13 protein-coding genes are annotated in these 19,265 nt (G+C 31.6%); 10 read left to right on the top strand and 3 right to left on the bottom strand.

Going from position 1 to position 19,265, the window contains the following annotated elements:
• The first annotated feature begins 23 nt into the window (after positions 1-23).
• The 6 genes from ACRASX_RS14745 (at position 24) to ACRASX_RS14720 (ending at position 12,360) form a co-directional block, all read left to right on the top strand.
• Positions 24-284: a KilA-N domain-containing protein gene (locus ACRASX_RS14745; protein ID WP_432221776.1), complete on the top strand. Its 261-nt coding sequence runs from the start codon at positions 24-26 to the stop codon at positions 282-284.
• Positions 285-414: 130 nt separating this feature from the next.
• Complete coding sequence (locus ACRASX_RS14740; protein WP_432221775.1) at positions 415-1,425, top strand: virulence RhuM family protein; 1,011 nt, start codon at positions 415-417, stop codon at positions 1,423-1,425.
• Between the two features lie 2 nt (positions 1,426-1,427).
• Positions 1,428-2,579 (top strand): restriction endonuclease subunit S, encoded by a 1,152-nt coding sequence (locus tag ACRASX_RS14735; protein WP_432221774.1) that lies wholly within the window; start codon positions 1,428-1,430, stop codon positions 2,577-2,579.
• Between the two features lie 65 nt (positions 2,580-2,644).
• A complete protein-coding gene (locus tag ACRASX_RS14730) occupies positions 2,645-5,518 on the top strand; it encodes a type I restriction endonuclease subunit R (RefSeq protein ID WP_432221773.1) in 2,874 nt (957 codons plus the stop codon).
• Between the two features lie 284 nt (positions 5,519-5,802).
• Positions 5,803-10,743 carry a hypothetical protein gene (locus ACRASX_RS14725; protein ID WP_432221772.1) on the top strand — a complete coding sequence of 1,647 codons (4,941 nt, stop codon included), beginning with the start codon at positions 5,803-5,805 and terminating at the stop codon, positions 10,741-10,743.
• A gap of 516 nt (positions 10,744-11,259) precedes the next feature.
• Positions 11,260-12,360, top strand: coding sequence for a Fic family protein (locus ACRASX_RS14720; RefSeq protein ID WP_432221771.1), 1,101 nt, complete (start codon positions 11,260-11,262; stop codon positions 12,358-12,360).
• 396 nt (positions 12,361-12,756) lie between these two features.
• On the opposite strand, the gene ACRASX_RS14715 is transcribed toward ACRASX_RS14720, so the two are convergent.
• Positions 12,757-13,122, bottom strand: coding sequence for a hypothetical protein (locus tag ACRASX_RS14715; protein ID WP_432221770.1), 366 nt, complete (start codon positions 13,120-13,122; stop codon positions 12,757-12,759).
• A 430-nt stretch (positions 13,123-13,552) separates the two neighbouring features.
• Here ACRASX_RS14715 and ACRASX_RS14710 point away from each other — a divergent pair, with 430 nt between their 5' ends.
• The 4 genes from ACRASX_RS14710 to ACRASX_RS14695 all read left to right on the top strand — a co-directional run bounded on the left by ACRASX_RS14710 (position 13,553) and on the right by ACRASX_RS14695 (position 16,090).
• Positions 13,553-13,771, top strand: coding sequence for a hypothetical protein (locus ACRASX_RS14710; protein ID WP_432221769.1), 219 nt, complete (start codon positions 13,553-13,555; stop codon positions 13,769-13,771).
• Between the two features lie 37 nt (positions 13,772-13,808).
• Positions 13,809-14,306 (top strand): helix-turn-helix transcriptional regulator, encoded by a 498-nt coding sequence (locus tag ACRASX_RS14705; RefSeq protein ID WP_432221768.1) that lies wholly within the window; start codon positions 13,809-13,811, stop codon positions 14,304-14,306.
• 53 nt (positions 14,307-14,359) lie between these two features.
• Positions 14,360-14,953, top strand: coding sequence for a nucleotidyl transferase AbiEii/AbiGii toxin family protein (locus tag ACRASX_RS14700; RefSeq protein ID WP_432221767.1), 594 nt, complete (start codon positions 14,360-14,362; stop codon positions 14,951-14,953).
• Between the two features lie 141 nt (positions 14,954-15,094).
• Positions 15,095-16,090 carry a metal-dependent hydrolase gene (locus ACRASX_RS14695; RefSeq protein WP_432221766.1) on the top strand — a complete coding sequence of 332 codons (996 nt, stop codon included), beginning with the start codon at positions 15,095-15,097 and terminating at the stop codon, positions 16,088-16,090.
• 288 nt (positions 16,091-16,378) lie between these two features.
• On the opposite strand, the gene ACRASX_RS14690 is transcribed toward ACRASX_RS14695, so the two are convergent.
• On the bottom strand, positions 16,379-18,319 hold the full coding sequence (locus tag ACRASX_RS14690) for an OmpA family protein (protein ID WP_432221765.1): 1,941 nt from the start codon (positions 18,317-18,319) through the stop codon (positions 16,379-16,381).
• Positions 18,320-18,329: 10 nt separating this feature from the next.
• Positions 18,330-19,241 carry a PorP/SprF family type IX secretion system membrane protein gene (locus tag ACRASX_RS14685; RefSeq protein ID WP_066305360.1) on the bottom strand — a complete coding sequence of 304 codons (912 nt, stop codon included), beginning with the start codon at positions 19,239-19,241 and terminating at the stop codon, positions 18,330-18,332.
• Positions 19,242-19,265: the final 24 nt, after the last annotated feature.

Raw genomic sequence — 19,265 nt, 5'->3', positions numbered from 1 at the left:
TTCGAACTTTTAAAAAGTTTAAAATGAAAGATAAAACGATAAATATCGAAGGCACATCAATAGGAATAATTACTAATAATAACGTTGATGATTTTATTTGCCTAACTGATATGGCACACGCCAATGAAGGAGAAAGCAGAGCGGCAGACATTATTAAAAATTGGCTTAGAAATAGATATACTATTGAATTTTTAGGTACTTGGAAAGAAATTAATAATCCGAATTTTAAAGTGGTCGAATCTGACCACTTTAAGATCAAGCAGGTTTACCAAGCTTTGTGTTAAGTGCATCGGAATGGAAAGAAAAAAACAACGCTATTGGAATTAACCAACTTCAATCTTTGACAACAAATCCTAACATTCAAATCCTAAAATAACAATGGAAAATAGAATACTCCTTTTTAGATAATTATAGATGAAAGAAGAACAAGAAATAATTATTTACAATACCGAAGACGGTAAAGCTTCAGTAGCATTATTTGCCAGAGAAGGTGACATTTGGATGAATCAAATTCAGTTGGCAGAACTTTTTGACACCTCTAAACAAAATGTAAGCTTACACATAAACAACATACTGAAAGAAAAGGAGTTAGATGCAATTTCAGTTGTCAAGGAATACTTGACAACTGCTGTTGACGGTAAAAACTATAACATTACTTTCTACTCACTTGATATGATTCTTGCCATAGGTTTTAGAGTTCGAAGCAAGAGAGGAACACAATTCCGTCAATGGGCAAACTATAACCTAAAAGAATATATGGTTAAAGGTTTTGTAATGGATGACGAACGCCTTAAAAACCCAAATGGTAGAAACGATCATTTTGATGAATTACTGGAGCGTATTCGTGACATTAGAGCCTCCGAAAAAAGATTCTACCAAAAAGTACGGGACTTATTTTCTTTGAGTAGCGATTACGACAAAACTGATAAAGCCACACAAATGTTTTTTGCCGAAACACAAAACAAATTATTATACGCCATAATAGGCAATACGGCTGCCGAAATTGTGGTAATACGTGCTAACCCTAACCAACCCAATATGAATTTAACCAGTTGGAAAGGTGCAGTAGTTAGAAAGCAAGATATTTACACCGCCAAAAACTATTTGACTGATGATGAAATAAATAGTTTGAATCGCTTTGTGGTGGTGTTTTTAGAAACTGCCGAATTAAGAGCCAAAAACAGACAAGATATTACGATGAGTTTTTGGAAAACCAATGTAGATCGTATTATTGAATTTAATGATAAAAATGTACTAAACCATCTTGGTACAATAACGCATCTGCAAATGGAGAAAAAAGTAGATGCTATCTATGAAAAATTCAATACCCAAAGAAAACAACTCGATGCTAAAAAAGCAGATGAACAAGATTTGGAAGAACTAAAACAATTGGAAAACCAAATTAAAAATAACCCCAAAAAATAACAATGGAAAATCGACAACCAAATTTGCGCTTTCCTGAATTTTCGGGGGAATGGGAAGTTGAAAAAGTTGGAGCTTTATGTGATAGTATTGTTCCTGGTAGAAATAAGCCAACAAATTTTGAAGGAAATATTCCTTGGATAACAACACCTGATATTGAACACAATGGATTTATAACTTACTCAAAGAAAGACTTAAATATATCACGAGAAGAGGCTAAAAAAGTTGGTTCAAAAATAGTTCCAATTAACTCAATTATTATTTCTTGTGTTGGAGAATTAGGATTATCTGCAATTACAGGTAAAGAAATTATAATTAATCAACAATTACATGCCTTTATTCCTAAAGAAAAAATTGAATATCGATTTTTACTTTATGAATTAAATTTAAAGAAAAAATATATGGATACCGTTGCAACTAAAACGGCTGTTCCATATATGAATAAAGAAAATTGTAATTCTATTCCAATAAATTTCCCAACTCTCCCCGAACAAACCAAAATCGCCAATTTCCTAACCGAAGTCGATAAAAAATTAACCGCCTTAAAACAAAAGAAAAGCCTTTTAGAGCAATACAAAAAAGGCGTAATGCAACAAATTTTCTCGCAAGAACTACGGTTTAAGGATGATAATGGAAATGATTTTGCGGATTGGGAAGAAAAAATGTTGGGGGATTGTTTGGATTATGTTCAACCAATCAAATATTTAGTTTCAAGTACCGAATATGATAATTCATATAAAACACCTGTTTTAACAGCAGGAAAAACTTTTATATTAGGTTATACTAATGAAACAGTTGGGATTTTTAATGAAAATTTGCCAGTTATAATTTTTGATGATTTCACAACAGCCACACAGTTTGTAGATTTTTCTTTTAAAGCCAAATCTTCTGCAATGAAAATTTTGAAATCAAAAGAAGGATTCAATATTAAATTTATGTATGAAACTATGCAAATAATGAAATATGAACTTGGTGGTCACGAAAGGCATTGGATTTCAAAATTTGCACCATTTTATATTCTAATTCCATCTTTTAAAGAACAAACCAAAATCGCCAATTTTCTATCGGCAATGGATGAAAAAATCAATCATTGTCAAGGACAAATAGAAAAAACGCAGGTTTGGAAAAAAGGATTATTGCAACAATTGTTTGTGTAAAGAAAAAAGATAAAGTGGTTAAATTCGACCACTTTAAAAAGCATCACTATTGAACGAAAATAATTATGAGTCACCAATCCGAAGCACAATTAGAAAACAATCTAATCCAACAATTAATTGGTTTAGGCTATGCATCTGTAAAAATTCAAGATGGAGATGCTTTGGTTGCCAATCTAAAAAAGCAACTCGAACTTTTTAATCAAACTAGTTTTAGTGCCAAGGAGTTTGATGCCGTTTTGAATCATTTGGCAAAAGGCAATGTATTCGAAAAAGCCAAAAGTTTACGGGATCGTTTTCAATTGACTAAAGAAGATGGAACTTCATTTTATGTTCAGTTTTTTAATAGCGAAGATTGGAATTCTAATGTATATCAAGTTACGAATCAAATCAGTTTAGAAGGAAGTTACAAAAACCGCTTTGATGTGACGCTTTTAGTCAATGGCTTGCCTTTGGTACAAATAGAACTCAAACGTTCGGGTATCGAAATCAAAGAAGCGTTTAACCAAATCAACCGCTATCAAAACCATTCTTTTTGGAGTAATCACGGTTTGTTTCAATACGTGCAATTGTTTGTGATCAGCAATGGTGGAAACACCAAATATTTAGCCAATAACAAATTACAATCGGTCAAACAAACTTTCTTTTGGGCAGATGCCAATAACAAAAACATTACCGAATTAAACGAGTTTGCCGCAGCGTTTTTGAACCCCAATCATTTGGGAAAAATGATAGCGCATTATATCGTAATCAACGAAACCCACAAAGTGATGATGGTATTGCGTCCGTATCAATATTTTGCTACCGAAGCTATTATTCAGCAAGTCAAACAGTCTAACGACAACGCCTACATTTGGCACACAACAGGCTCGGGAAAAACCTTAACCTCGTTTAAAGCGAGTCAGATTTTGATGGATTTACCCGAAGTCTATAAAGTCGTTTTTGTAGTCGATCGAAAAGATTTGGATTTTCAAACAATGAATGAATTCAATGCGTTTAAAAAAGACAGCGTGGATGTCACAGACAATACACAATCTTTAGTTAGACAATTAACGGATAACACCAAATTGGTTCTAACAACAATCCAAAAATTAAACAATGCCATTTCTGACCGTTTTAAAAATAACCTTGAAGCACTAAGACACCAGAAAATTATTTTCATTTTTGATGAATGCCATCGTTCGCAATTCGGAGAAACCCACGAACGCATCACGAAGTTTTTTGATAAAAGTCAGTTGATAGGTTTTACAGGAACACCGATTTTTGCCGAGAATGCTTCTAAAAATGAATTCGGAAAACGAACCACCAAAGATTTATTTGGGAATTGTTTGCATAAATATGTGATTACAGATGCCATTCGAGATCAAAATGTATTGCGTTTCGGAATAGAATATATTGGAAAATACAAGAACAAAAGCAATACTTTTATTGACATCGAAGTAGAAGAAATCGACAAACAAGAAGTATTAGATTCGACCAAACGCATCAATAAAATTGTCGATTATATCATTGCGTATCACGATCAAAAAACCTTCAACAAACAATATTCGGCACTTTTGGCGGTAAGCAGTATCGAAAATGCGGTAAAATATTATGATCTTTTTCAAGAGAAGAAAGAAGCAAAAGAACACGATTTGCGCATCGCTACTATTTTTACTTTTGGAGCCAACGAAGATTCTGATGAAGCACAAGATTATCTTCCTGCGGAAAATGATTTTGATATGGCGGCAGAACCTAAAACAAGTTATAAATCAAGCCACAGTCGAGACAAATTAGAAAGCTATATTGGACATTATAATAAAATGTACAAAGGAAGTTTTACGACCAAAGATCCTAAATTATTTGAATCCTATTTCAAAGATATTAGCCGACGTTTGAAAGAACGAGAGAAAGAAAACTTCAATGATGCCAGAGACCGTTTGGATATTGTAATCGTTGTGAATATGATGCTTACGGGTTTTGATGCCAAAAAAGTAAATACTTTATACGTTGATAAAAACCTAAAACAACACGGTTTAATTCAAGCGTATTCCAGAACGAATAGAATTTTAGGAGAACAGAAATCACAAGGCAATATTCTGAGTTTTAGAAACCTCAAAAAAGCCACTGATGATGCTATTACTTTGTTTTCGAACAAAGATGCCATTGATGTAGTGACAATGCCCAGTTATGAAAAAATTGCTGAAAAGTTCGATGAAGCTTTGAAAGCCTTACGAGAAATAACACCAACGTATCAAAGTGTAAACGATTTAGAAAGCGAAGAAGACGAAGCTTTATTTGTGCAAGCTTTTAGAAAATTGTTGCGAAATATAAATGTCTTGCAATCCTACGCTGATTTTGATTGGGATGATTTACCTATCGACGAACAAGAATTTGCAGATTACAAAGGCAAATACTTGGATTTATACCAAAAAGTAAAACAAGATACGCAAGTACAAAAAACCTCTATTCTCGATGATATTGATTTTGAATTGGAGTTGATTCACCGAGACAAAATTGGAGTAGCTTACATCTTGAAGTTATTGGCACAAATGAAAGGAGCCAATACTTCCGAAGCAAAAGCACAACGCAAAGCCATTATTGATTTGTTAGGCGGCGACATCAAATTGAGAAGCAAAAGAGAGCTGATTCAGAAATTCATAGACGAAAATATGCCAAACATCAAAGAGGGTGACGACATCGAAGAAGAATTTGAAAAATTCTGGCAAGAGCAAAAAGTCCTAGCATTAGGGAAACTCTGTGAAGACGAACATTTAGACAAATTACAATTTAAAGCTTTAATTGATGCTTATATCTACAGCGGTCGAGAACCGATTAAAGATGAAGTTTTTCAATGCCTGGACAATAGACCGAGTATTTTGCAAGCGAGAGTGATTGGCGATCGAATTATTGCAAAGATGAAGGAGTTTGTGGAGGTTTTTGAGATGGGGATGGTGGCTTAGTTGGAGAACTCTTCAGTATTAGAGATATTTATTCTTTCTTAATTTTTTTAAGATGATGATAAATGAGAGAAATTATTGTAGAATACCCTTAGTCGGTTTCGTGATTTTTAAAGATTTTTCTCAGTGCAGGTTAAGAGATTTATACCATTAAAGTAAGATTTAAGTATGTTATTTGAAAATTATTGAATCAATATAAAATTGATTATTTTTTTTTGAAGGACTATCTTAAATGATTATTCTAAGTTAGTAAAAAGATTAGATAAATTAAAATAATAAATTTTAAAATGGAAAACACGAAAATTATTGATTTACCATATATTTCTGGGATAGAAGAACTTCCTAAAGACTATATAAAGAGAGATGCAATATTAAATCAAATAGATAAAGCACTGGAAATAAATGATGTTATTTTTATTTGTGGAGAAGAGGGAATTGGAAAAACCACCATCCTTAATGATTTTGTATTGCAAAACTCTCAAAATACTATATCTTTCTTTGTAAATGAATTTGATAAATATACCTATAGCTTTGATTGTATTTTGGACAAGCTTTATAGTCAAATTTACTTTTTTAATAAATCAGAAATTACAGAAATTAGTCCAGATTTAATTTTATATAATTCAGTTCAAGGCGATCTTAGAAAAAAGATCAAATCAAAGAGAAAGAATATATTCTTTGTCTTTGATGGCTTAGACAATTTGAATTTCAAAGAATTAGATCAAATAATTCCATTAATTGAGATTTTACCATGGAAGAGTGCAAAATTTATTTTTTCTGGAAAGAAAAATTTATTTAATAGATTTTACAGTCAAAAATTAAATTGTGCAACAGTAGATATATATAATTTTGGATTTCATGAAACTAAAGAATATTTTAAAGAAATTTGTTCTGATGAAAATGAACTACTTGAGATACATAAACTAAGTAAAAAGGGAATTCCATCTAAATTAAAAGAATTGAAATTGCTCTGTGAAAATAATGGAGGTGTCGCTAACTTTCTTAAAACGGATGATTTATCTGAAAAAACTGATTATTTAGAAAAAATATGGGATGATGTCGATAAATACAATGATGTTTTAAATAAAATTATTGCCCTAGTAGTTTTTAGCGATATAGATTTAAATATAACTGCAATTTGTGAAATTCTTGAGATAGATAAAACAGTTCTAGAAGTAAACATTAAAGAAGTTACTTTTATAAAGATTATTGACGAAAGAATAACTTTCCAAGTTGATACAATCAGAAGTTTCTCGAAAAAAAAATTAAAAAATTTAGAGGATAGTATTAATAATTTACTAATTGATTATTACGAGTTAAAACAAGATTCAGAAGAAAGTATGTTTAATTTGCCTCATTTGTACAGCAAAGCAAAACAATGGGAAAAAATAACGAAGTTCTTTACAACAGAAGCATTTATTCATTTTATCGACAAATATCAAACAATAGTTAATATAAACTCGCACTTTTCAATTGCATACAATGCCTCTAAAAATACTAAGATTAGGTTTGATGAAGCTAGATTAAGATTTGCATTGCATAAATCTTCCATCATTGGTTTAGAAAAACATGAATTATGGGAAAGTGAAATAGAAGCAAGAATTTTATTAGGCGATTATGATCAGTCCCTGATTTTAGCGAATAGCGCATTGCTCAAAGAAGATAGACTTAAATTATTGGCAATTGTAGCAAAGCAAAGGAAAATAAATAATTTACATGAAGATTCTGACTTACTAGATCAAATAAAATTTCTTTATGAGCAGATAGATTTTTCCGATATTCGTGGTAAAGGTTTCGAAATTGCTGGCATACTTATCTACTCAAATTTGCAACTTGCAATCGAGTTAGTTGAAAAAGTAACCGACAATTCGTCTACAAATAATTCATTAGATTATGCTTTTGCATATCTTACCTTATATGCTACAGAAATTAATAAAAAAAACAAATCACAAATTGCCGATATTGATATCATTAATGCTAAGATTCAAAACGATGACGTTAAGAATATTACAAATGCGTTACGATTTTTATCAGATGAATATTCAATAGATGAGCTCTTTGTTAATGTAACAAACATAACTAAGTTTAGTCAAAAATTATTTATCCTAAGAAATTGGATAAAAAACAATAGGAAAAATAAAGAGGTTACAAAAGCTATTAAGTTGACATTAGAAGAAATAGTTAGAACTTCAAGTGAAAATGTACCAAATGCTATTTCACTATCAGAAATAGCAACTCCATTACCTTTTATAAAAAATAAGGATGAAGTAAAAGAGTTAATTTTATTATTTGATGCCCATAGAAACACAATTAATAGGCCCACTAAGAGCTATGTTGAGCTTCAATTGATCATTGCAGAATCTTTATTAAAAATTAGTTTTGATGAAGCTAAGGATAGAATTTTTGACATCTATTTAATAATTGATGAGTTGGAGGATTTATCAGTAAAAACAGATTGTCTAAGTTTCCTATGGTTATGGCTATCAAAAAACGATAAAAATAATAGCATTGAAAAGTCAATTAGCTCCACTGAAACAATTGAACTTCAAACCAGAAAAAATATTGATTTATTATTAAAAGATACTGCCTATCATTTTAAAATGGTAGAGAATGTAATATCCACAATAATAATAGCAAATCCAGATTTCGTATTTGAGACCATCAAAAAGCTAAATACTCAGGAGAGAAGAGATATATCCCTTAAATTGGCTTTAGAAAACTATATTGAAAAAACTGAAGTTGAAAATTTAGATTTTATCCTAATCGACAAGTTTTATGGGGAGATTGTAGATGTAATACTGAAAGAAAGTATAATCATAGAAATCATAGATAAGTTTTATTTTTTGAAAGAGAATGTGATCCCACATATAGCTAGAATAACACCGTACTATAATTTTGTTAAAAATTTAAGTCAAGTAGCTAATAAATGCTATATTATTTGTCATGCAGTTAAAATATTAAATTTTGATAAAACTAATCATGAAATTTTAATTGATGATTTATTAAAAGAATTATACAGTTCATGGAATGAAATAGATGTTCTATGGGAAAAAATTGAAATAGGATTCTTAATAGCCAGAGATTTAAAAGATTTTTCGAAAGATAAAGCTGGTGAATATCTAGATTTTGCTACTGGTTTAAAGCACCAAGAAGCTTTTTCATCTAATTCAATTGTTAATACATATATTACAAGTATTAAACTATCTATCATCTCTTTTTGCGGATTAGTTATAATAAATGACAAGCGTTCTGTAGAACTTAATTTACTCTTTGACACAATTAATGTATTACAGTCAGTAGGTGAAAAACTAAAGCTTTGGTCAGAGATATATTTAAGAATTTATGCTTTAGGGAAGGTTGACCTATCAAAGAACATCTTTAAACAATATATTAATCCACTACTAAATGAATGGACTTCTAGCACAACGGACTCCTATAAATTAAATACAATAATTAACATTTCTTCTGCATTATATACTTTTAATTCGCAAATTTTTCAAACTGATTATTTAGAAAAATTAAATACTAAATCTAAAGACAAATCCATTAAAAATATTTGTGATTTCATTTTGACTAAATTATGCACAGAAGACCCTGTTAGCTCAGAACAGAAAACTGTGAAATTAGATTATTCTGAAATTAATGAAATCTGCATGCTTATAAATAAATTAGATAACGATTTCCTAATTCATAATTATATTGAAAAATTAGTTAAATGTATTAAAGAATCAAAAAATGAATTAACCATAATTCAAAAAGATTCATTAAAGGAAAAAATCATACTAATAATAAAAGAGAAATTGCCAAGTCGCGGAGGTATTCAGCATGAAGGATATAAAATCGTCTCAGAATCTGAAATTTTATCTTTAGATAACTACAGTGGAAATGAAAATTCTTGGACTAATTTAATAAAACGTGCTGATTCAATTACTAATATATCTGATCGTGCCTTAATATTAGTTATGTTGGCAAATAAAATTAAGCAGAAGTCAAACAAAAAACAAATTGAATTGATGGAAAAGGCATTCGATTTGATAAAATTAATTCCTTCTGTGTACGATAAAACAAATAGGTTTGATGCTACATGGGAAACTTGGCTAAATATAGATAAAAGTAAGTTTAAAAAATACCTTAAATTAGCTTATAAAGACCTTTTAACAGCTAAAGATGGGGAAATTAGTGGGATAAAAAGTATTATCGACATGGCTCACCAACATGATTCTCAACTGACTGATGAATTAATTACTATGTTAGATGACGATCCAGCTAGGAAAAATTTAAAAAAACCATTTGTTAAAAGTATTGAAAGTAAAACAATTATTAATAAAGCTTGCAAAGAATCAGGTATGTTAGCTTCCTTGGACAATAGTCAATATCAAGATGTATTCAGAAAGAATTTGATGGATTTAAATAATGGAAAAAAAGTCTCGAAAGATATTGCCGACACTTTTGAAATTTTGGATAAATCATCAGGTTTATCATTAAATGATGCCTACGAGTCTTACATGTATTTTATTCAAAATGCAATTAAAAGGTATGAAGTGAATTCTAAAGAAAAAGATATATTATCATCTATTTTTAGTTCAACCATCGAGAACACGAAATTAATTGGAATTTTATCTTCGGACAATATAAGTAAAATGAAAAATCTATATAAAACAAAAGGCAGTTTAGACATAAATCCGATAATATCTCCTGGCGAAAGAATGAAGGCTATTGATATTTTTAAAAATTGGTTTGCTAAGAATATTGATTGTCAATTAATAATTATAGATCCTTATTTTACAGAAAAAGAATTAAATATATTACAGTTAATTCAAGAAGTTAAGGCTGATTGCGAAGTTAAAATTTTAACCAGCAAAACTAGGAGTAAAAATAATAATCATTCTAACGAGTCTGGGAAGTCTATAAATAAAGAAATTTATATAGGTGAATGGAAAAAAATTTCTTCTGATGATCCGTTACCGACAATTATTAAAATTGTTTGGGACAAGGATACATTTGATACTCCAATTCATGATAGATGGATAATTGAGCCACACTCTAAGCAAGGACTAAAGTTGGGCACCTCATATAATGGGTTTGGGAATAAAGAATCATCAATAGAAGAGTTAAATACTGAAAGTTTGCTAAATGTTGAGGAGATAATTGATAAATATTTATATAAGGAAATAAGAAAAATAGGAGCCTTTAGCTTAAAATATGAGAGTTTTGATTTAGAAGAGTAGAATTTAAACATTAAGTACTGCCCTAAAATATGTGAAGTTATTTCACTTAGTTTAATTACATGAAATTTTGATTCCTTGTTGTATCACCTTTTGCATTATTAGAACTTATAACGCTCAGTTTCATAAAGTGTTTAATTTTTTTGTTTATTAAATTTAACTTTTTAAATATTTGTTAGTTACAAATATTCTAAGAATTTTAAAAAATTTAGTAAAATGCGGTGCATAAGTAATCTATTCACCGCGTTTTTTGCCTAGATCATTAAAACATCCTTGTTCTAGTTTCCAATAAAAGCAAATTTTTAAGTTTCATTTCAGGGGATAGAAAAGAAATCTCAAGCAATTCCTTTGATTTAGGGGTTGCTTTTTTCATTTGATCTAGAATTGTAGTTATTGTTTTTTCGTTGAATTGTAATCTGTCTTTAACATGATAATTCTAAAATGCGGTAAATAACCAATCTATTCACCGCCTTTTTTGCGTTGAATAATCACTATATTTAACGCATAAATAAAAAAGCAATGGCAATCTACATTCATCAACTTAAAAACTGGCCTACGTTTACTTGGAATGAGCAGGAATTTATTTCGTTATTAAGCGAAGTACGTCACTTGCAGGGTAAACTTATGGGTAAAGTGGAATTGTTAGGTTTCGAATTAAAAGATGAAGCGAATTTAGAAACCTTGATTCAAGATGTACTACAAATTTCTGAAATAGAAGGGGAGATATTAAACCCAGAGTTGGTTCGTTCCTCCATTGCAACCAGACTAGGTTTAGAATATTCTGGGTTAGAAAAATCAGATAGGAATGTGGACGGGATTGTAGAATTGATGATCGATGCTACTCAAAACGATAATAAAATACTTAGTGAGGATCGCTTGTTTGGTTGGCATTCGGCCTTGTTTCCAACAGGAAGAAGTGGTATGCACAAAATTGAAGTTGCAAAATGGCGCTCAGGTGCCATGCAAGTTGTATCTGGAGGAATGGGGAGAGAGGTCGTTCATTACGAAGCTCTGAAAGCAGAACTTTTAAGTAACGAAATGAAGCAATTCGTAGACTGGTATAATAACGAACAAGAATTAGAATCGCTACTTAAAGCGGCTGTTGCTCATTTGTGGTTTATAACGATACATCCATTTGATGATGGTAACGGTAGAATTACCAGAGCAATTACTGATATGCAACTTTCAAAATCGGATGGTGTCAACCAAAGATTCTATAGTATGTCTACTGAAATAAATAAACAAAAGAAAAGCTACTATACCATCCTAGAACGAACTCAAAAGGACGACCTTGATATCACAGCATGGATTATATGGTTTCTAGACTGTCTTAAAAACAGTATACTTCATTCAAGTGTCATAGTTGAAAAAGTAGTTAGAAAACATCATTTTTGGGTAAAATTTGCAGGTAAAATCAGTAATGAACGCCAGCAAACAATGCTTAACAAACTCATGGATAATTTTGAAGGCAATTTAAACACAAGTAAATGGGCTAAAATGACCAAAACTTCGCCAGATACTGCACTAAGAGATATTACTGATTTAGTGAATAAAGGGATCCTTGTTAAAGCTAATGCAGGCGGTAGAAGCACGAATTATAACCTAAAAGATAGTTTTTAAAATATAAAATGCGGTGAATAAGTTGATTATTCACCGCATTTTTCAAACCTACTTTACTAGAATAATTTTATTCTAGTTTTCAATAAATTCAAAATGTTTATTTTTCATATCCTTCGAAAGAAAAGAAATGGCAGGCGATTCCCTCCTTCTACGCGTGGATTTTTTTATTTGTGCTACAATTGTCTCCATCGTTTTTTCATTGAGCTGCAATCTTTCTTGCCAAAAAAAATATTTGAAGCGATGATATAGTTAAGAGACGTTGATATTTTTATTTATTCTACAAAAGTAACATGAAGTATATTCTATTTCTGAGAATCAAATTTAATATCACTTTATTCTAATATTGGAAAAAAATATTTCCTTTTTTGGAGTAAATTATAAATACTATTTTCCTAACTAAATTTCTTCAGTATCAATAAAAAATTGCTTGTCTAAATCAAATTCTTCTAAATATTCTTCGTCTTCGTAAGGCTGAAGCTCTGCTGCAATTAAAGCAAATAAATCTCTCATTGCTGGTTCTCCACAAAATGGATATCCTTGTGCATGATATTCTGCTTCATAATCCATTAAGGTCATTATTTTAGGGTCTATGTACCTTTCGAATGATTGCTCATGATTCATTAAATCATATACTTTTGGGTAAATCTGTTGAATATGAGCTAGGATAATTCTGTATGTAGAAGTATCGATAAGATTAGTATTATAATTTTCATTGAAAGGAATTTCAATTTTTTTCCTTTTGTTTTTAAAATGTTCTTCCATACTACAATTTTTAAATTAATTATATAATCTTCTTAATATCAGGGTATAAAATTCGAAATCCTGAATCCATGCTCAAGGTGTTATTGATGGATTTATATTTAAATACTTATTGAGCTAAGTTACATAAACATCGCTATCCTAGCCTGCAATAACTCCAAATATTTTACTTTCATTTCATTAGTGAGAAAAGAAATTTCAATTAATTCTTTTTAAATAGGAGTTCCTTTTTTCGTTTTTTACAGAATTGTAGAGTACATTTAAAATACGGTAAAAATATAACTTTATTGACGCATTTTTTGCGGCGAATAGTCATTAAATTTACCGCATCAAAGAAAAAACAATGGAAATTTACATCCATCAGCTTAAAAATGAGTTACACTTTGCCCAGAATAGCCTGCCTATAATTTAAACTTTAAAAAAACAGTATACCGTGAAAATAATTACAATAATTATCGAGAAAAACGAAGACGGTTTTTGGGCTTATGCCAAAAACGAAAAGGGAATTGTAGGAGGTGGAGGTACATTAAAAAACTGTAAACAAGATATATTAGACTGTATTGATACCTTAAAAGAATTAAGTGGAGAAAATAAATTTATGTATTCTGAAGCTGAATATATTTTGGCTTATAATTTTGATACCAACAATTAATCAATAGTGTGTAAACAAAATTGTTTATATTTGTAATATGAAATCTTTAATCGAAAAATACAAAGGGATACATCCAGGCATAATATTGGAACGCTTACTTAGTAAAAAAGCGATTTCACAACGTCCTTTTGCTATTTCTATAGGTGAACATCCCCAAACAATAAATGCAATTACAAAGGGTAGAAGGAAACTCAATATAGCACTTGCTTTGAAAATTGAAGAGAAATTAGATTTAGAAGAAGGTTCTCTAGCTTTACTTCAAACCTATTTTGACATTAAGGAAGAAAAAAGTAAAGCAAAACAAAATATTCCAGACTTGACTCTTTTAAGGAAATCTTTATTTTGGGATACTGATATTTCTAAAATTGACTGGCAAAGTCAAGCTGTTGCAGTTATTAAACGGATATTTGAACGTGGAAATGATATCGAAAAAGAAGAAATTAAACGCTTCTATAAAAGTGCTAGAATTAAAGCTGCACTTACGAAAACCATTAGGAAGCCATACACTATTTACAAAAATAAAGAAAACGTATAATGCTGCATTATAGTACCGTAAACGATTTATTGAAAAATAGTCTGTTACAATTAATGAAATTCGATGTATTTAAAGATTTTAGACTTGTAGGAGGTACAGCATTGAGTTTACAAATAGGGCATAGAGAGTCTATTGATATTGATCTTTTTAGTGACGTGGAATATGGAACATTAGATTTTAAAGCCATTGAAAACTACCTAAAAGAAAACTTTGAATATGTCGATTTTTTAGATATAATTCCAGCAATGGGGAAGTCTTATATTATTGGAGAGAATAAAGAAAACACAATAAAGCTTGATCTATATTATACCGACAATTATATTCAGCCCTATATCGAAATTGATGGTATCAGAATGGCAACTATTGAAGAAATTATTGCCATGAAAATAGATGTCGTACAACGAGGAGGAAGAAAAAAAGACTTTTGGGATTTACATGATTTACTTCAATCTTATGATATCAGCCAAATGTTAGATTTACATAAGCAAAGATATCCTTATACACATGACAGAGATTTGATAATCCAAAACTTAACGTCCTTTGAACAAGCTGATGAAGATTTTAATCCTATTTGTTTTAAAGGCAAATACTGGGAGTTTATAAAGGAGGATTTTGAAGAGGTTATTCTGAAATTCACAAAGTTATAATTTGTTTTACTGTCTCTATTAATAGTAATTCTATCAAATATTGTACTCCTTTTGTACACCTCATAGCTTCTAATGCCTTTATAACAAAGGAAAATTACTTATTGTATCGGGAAGTAACCAACGCCACAATTTAAAAGCAAAATGGATTCATTTACACAAATCGTTTTAGGTATTGCGGTTGCGCAAGTTTGCGCGGGCAAAGCACTCAAAAACCGTACTTTTTTGTACGGCGCTATTTTAGGAACAATGCCCGACCTAGACGTGCTTGTGGGGTTATTTATGGATCCCGTAAACGGCGTGATGATCCACCGCGGCATCAGCCACTCCTTATTTTTATATGTGCTGCTATCGCCGTTTTTGGGCTGGCTGATTTCAAAATTCGAACATAACAAAATTAGTTTTAAAACTGCCACTGCTATGGTTTTTTGGTGTTTATTTACCCACGTTTTACTCGATATGTTTACCTCTTGGGGCACCCAAATATTATGGCCACTCGAGACTCGATTTGCCTTAAAAACCATATTCGTCATCGATCCGCTGTACACAATTCCGTTGTTAATCAGCGTAATAATGGTGTGGCGAACCCAAGATTTACTGCGCCGTAAAAAATACATTTTACGAGGTTTAGTCATAAGCAGCAGTTATTTGTTGCTTTCCTGCGGAATCAAATTATATGCGCTAAATCAATTTAAAAAAGCGCTTCTAAATCAGGGAATTACCTATTCTGAGATCATCGTAAAACCCACCGCTTTCAATCTTATTTTATGGAACGCTAATATTGCGACTGCCGATTCGTACTTGTTGGGCGATTATTCGCTCCTTGACAGCCAACCGATTTCGTTTGTTCGATACGCCAAAAACCCAAATTTCGAAGCTGAACTCAACGGGAATTCGGATTTCAAAAAGCTTCAAAAAATAAGTGAAGGTTGGTATATTGTAGCAAAAAAGAATGGCGCACTTTACTTTAACGATTTGCGTTTCGGACTATTAAATGACACGCCAAACAATCCACAATTCGCCTTCAGTTATCAATTTAAGGAAACGAACTCTGAGTTGAAAGCCGTTGAGGTTCCTAAAGAAAAGCGGGATGGTAAGAGACTGCTTCAAAAAATATTTACTCGTTTAAAGGGCAATTAAAGGCATTTAATATTGATGCTGCCAATTCAGGCAATCCACTTCAAGTCCGCAGTCACCGTCCATAAAAACATAAACCCAAAACGAGCTTCCGCTGGTCGCTGTTTTGGGTTTTGTTTTTTAAGGCCGCTTTCCTTTGCGGGCTTTTCGCTGCTATCCTGGGCAGGGTAGAGGTGTTTTACCTCAAACCCTACTACTAGTACTAAAATGGGTAGTACATCAATACAGTCTCATGGTCTTGCGCTTTGCTACAATTGATATAGTGACTTTACCGAGCATCGAATTGCAAAGTTATTCTATCTTAACAATAAAAAATTCACTTCTTCTGTTCAATTGATGTTCGGCCTCTGAACATTTTACGCCGTCTCCGCATCCATTTATTAATTTACTTTCTCCATATCCTTTTCCAGTTAATCGATTGGCTGCTATTCCGTTTTTGATCAACCATTTTATAGTCGATTGTGCTCTGTTTTCTGACAAAATACTATTGTACTTAGCAGTCTGTCTGCTGTCTGTATGCGAGCGAACGTCAATCTTCATCTTTGGATATTGCTGCAGTACTGCTAGAATTTTCTCTAGGTGAAAAGTTGCCGCTTTTGTGATTGCCGATTTATCTAAATCAAAATAAATAATCGGTATGTCTAATGTTTTAGCTAAATCTGTTCCAATTTCTATTGATTTGATTCGCTTCTCTAAGGCAATTTTAAGCTTTGTTTTTCCAGTAGATTGCTCTATTGTCACTGGTATTTCTTTCGTTTCGAATTCTTGCTTGGCAGCTCTTACATAATACGATTTCCCGCAAATTACCTGAAAAAAATACCGTCCATCTGAGCCTGTTTTTATCTCTTCTAGTTTAGTGAAGTTTTCGTCTAGTAAATTGACTATAGCTGTTTCCAACAGTTTATCTGTTTCAAAGTCAGTCACTGTTCCGATTAGGTATTGTTCGCAAACTAATTTTTTAGTCTCCGTAAAGCGGTAAATGTCATCGTAGCCATTACCATTATCTCTGTTTGATGAGAAAAATCCGTTTTTTGTTTTACTATTGATTACAAAAGCAAAGTCATCTTGCTTAGTATTAATTGGAGCGCCAATATTTTGAATTTCTCCAAAAACTCCGTTATTATTTATAGTAGAAACAAAAACATCAAGACCACCTAAACCAGGTCTTCCATCGCTTGAGAAATACAATTCGTTATCAGAAGAAATAAAAGGAAAAGTTTCTCTTCCCTCCGTATTGATGGTTTTTCCAAGGTTTTTTGGACTTCCAAAAGTTCCATTTGCATTTATAGTGACACTAAACAAATCAGATTGACCTAAAGTTCCAGGCATATCTGACGCAAAATATAAAGTTTTTTCATCTGCACTCAACGCCGGATGTGCAACACTGTACTGGTTACTGTTAAACGGTAGTTCGGTAATGTTGGCCCATTTTCCATCCATAAAATTAGCTTTGTAGAGTTTTAACAAAGTAATTTTTTGATCATTTTTTCCTCTTTTACCTTCTAAGAAGTTGTTTCTAGTAAAATACATCGTACTGCCATCCTTTGTGAAAATGGGAGTCGATTCATTAAATATCGAATTGATTTTTTTTTCAAATCGTTTCGGCTTACCAAGAGTTCCATCTGCCTCCAATGGTGCAGAGTACAAATTTGTAAATGATTTGTTAGTCCATTTAAATGTTTTTCTAGCTACACCGCCCGTATCTCTTGCCGAAGCGAATACCAGTTGGTTGTCATAAAAAGCACTTCCGTAATCAGAGTAGGGGGAGTTGATACCTGCATCAGCTATTTCAAATCGTCCTGAATTTAATTTTATTTGCTCTAAGTAATTTGTATTGTTAGCAAACAATATTCCTCTAGAATCCGTTTTTGTCTTTTGATTGAAAAGTGCTAGCATCTGATCTGCTTTCATGTAATTCTCAACTGCTTTTAAAGCTTGTGCATACCGATAATAGTATTCTGGTTCCTGTTGTGGATTCATTTCAAAAAGAGCAGTATACCATTTTGAAGATCGTGCTAGCTCTCCATTAAAATAATAGGCATTTCCTAATCTCTGAAACATTTGTTCGTCTTTATAACCTTTCTCCGCTACTTTCTCGTAAGTAGTAATAGCGTCGATGTAGGCATATTCTTGATATTTACTATCTGCAGTGGAGAGGGTACCGCTTTGTGCAATTCCACTTACTGCCAGAAGAACGAGACAACCCGTATAAAGTAATTTTTTAATTTGCATAATCGTAGGTTTAGAAGAATCGAGGTGAAGTTATTCGGCTGTAGTTTTTTAAGAATTCGAATCGTAAGAAAATTTCGTGAGACCCCGAGTTATAGTTGCTTAAATTGGTAGTTTCTTTATCATATCCATAACCAATAAACAATCCATCAGTGACTTGAAAACCTGCCATAGCACTAACAGCAGCGCTCCAACGGTAAGCAACCCCTACAGTAAATTTATCATTGAACATAAAATTTCCAGAAACATCTACTTGTAAAGGTGAGCCTTCAATCATTTTTGTTAAAAGCGCTGGTTTAAATTTAATGTATTCGTAACGATCTAGATTAAATACGTAACCTGCGATTAAATAGTAGTTAATTTTATCTTTAAAAATAGCAACATCAGCATCACTATAACGATCCGTTTCTATAAAATTTGGTATCGAAAGACCAATATAAGCTTTGTCAGAATGCCAATATATTCCAGCTCCAATATTAGGAGAAAATTTACTTGAAAAATCTTGAAACTGAGGATCTCCTTGGCTTTCAGGATTCAATTTATTGATGTCTAAATTAAATAGATTCGCGGTAGCTTTAAGACCGAAAGAAAGCTTAAAATCAGGTGAAGTTGGAACAGTATAAGACAAATCTGCAGAGAAAGTATTCTCGTTCGTTGGTCCAATTTTATCATTAATCACAGAAACACCTAGCCCGATATTACTATTGGTGATCGGAGTATTTACTGAAAAGCTACTGGTTTCTGGCGCGCCATCTAATCCGACCCATTGTGTACGATGCAATCCAAAAATGCTTAAAGCTCCTCTTGATCCTGCATAGGCTGGATTTATATTGATAGTATTGTACATGTATTGTGTAAACTGAGCATCTTGTTGTGCAAACAATGCACTTGAAGAAAACAGAAACAACAAAATAATTTTTTTCATAATTTTAATTTTAAATATGGACTC

Origin of the sequence: Flavobacterium sp. TMP13, assembly GCF_050847115.1 — a bacterium.
Taxonomy (GTDB): Bacteria; Bacteroidota; Bacteroidia; order Flavobacteriales; family Flavobacteriaceae; genus Flavobacterium.
The sequence above is the reverse complement of the archived record's forward strand: the minus strand, read 5'-3'. Positions and strand labels throughout refer to the sequence as shown.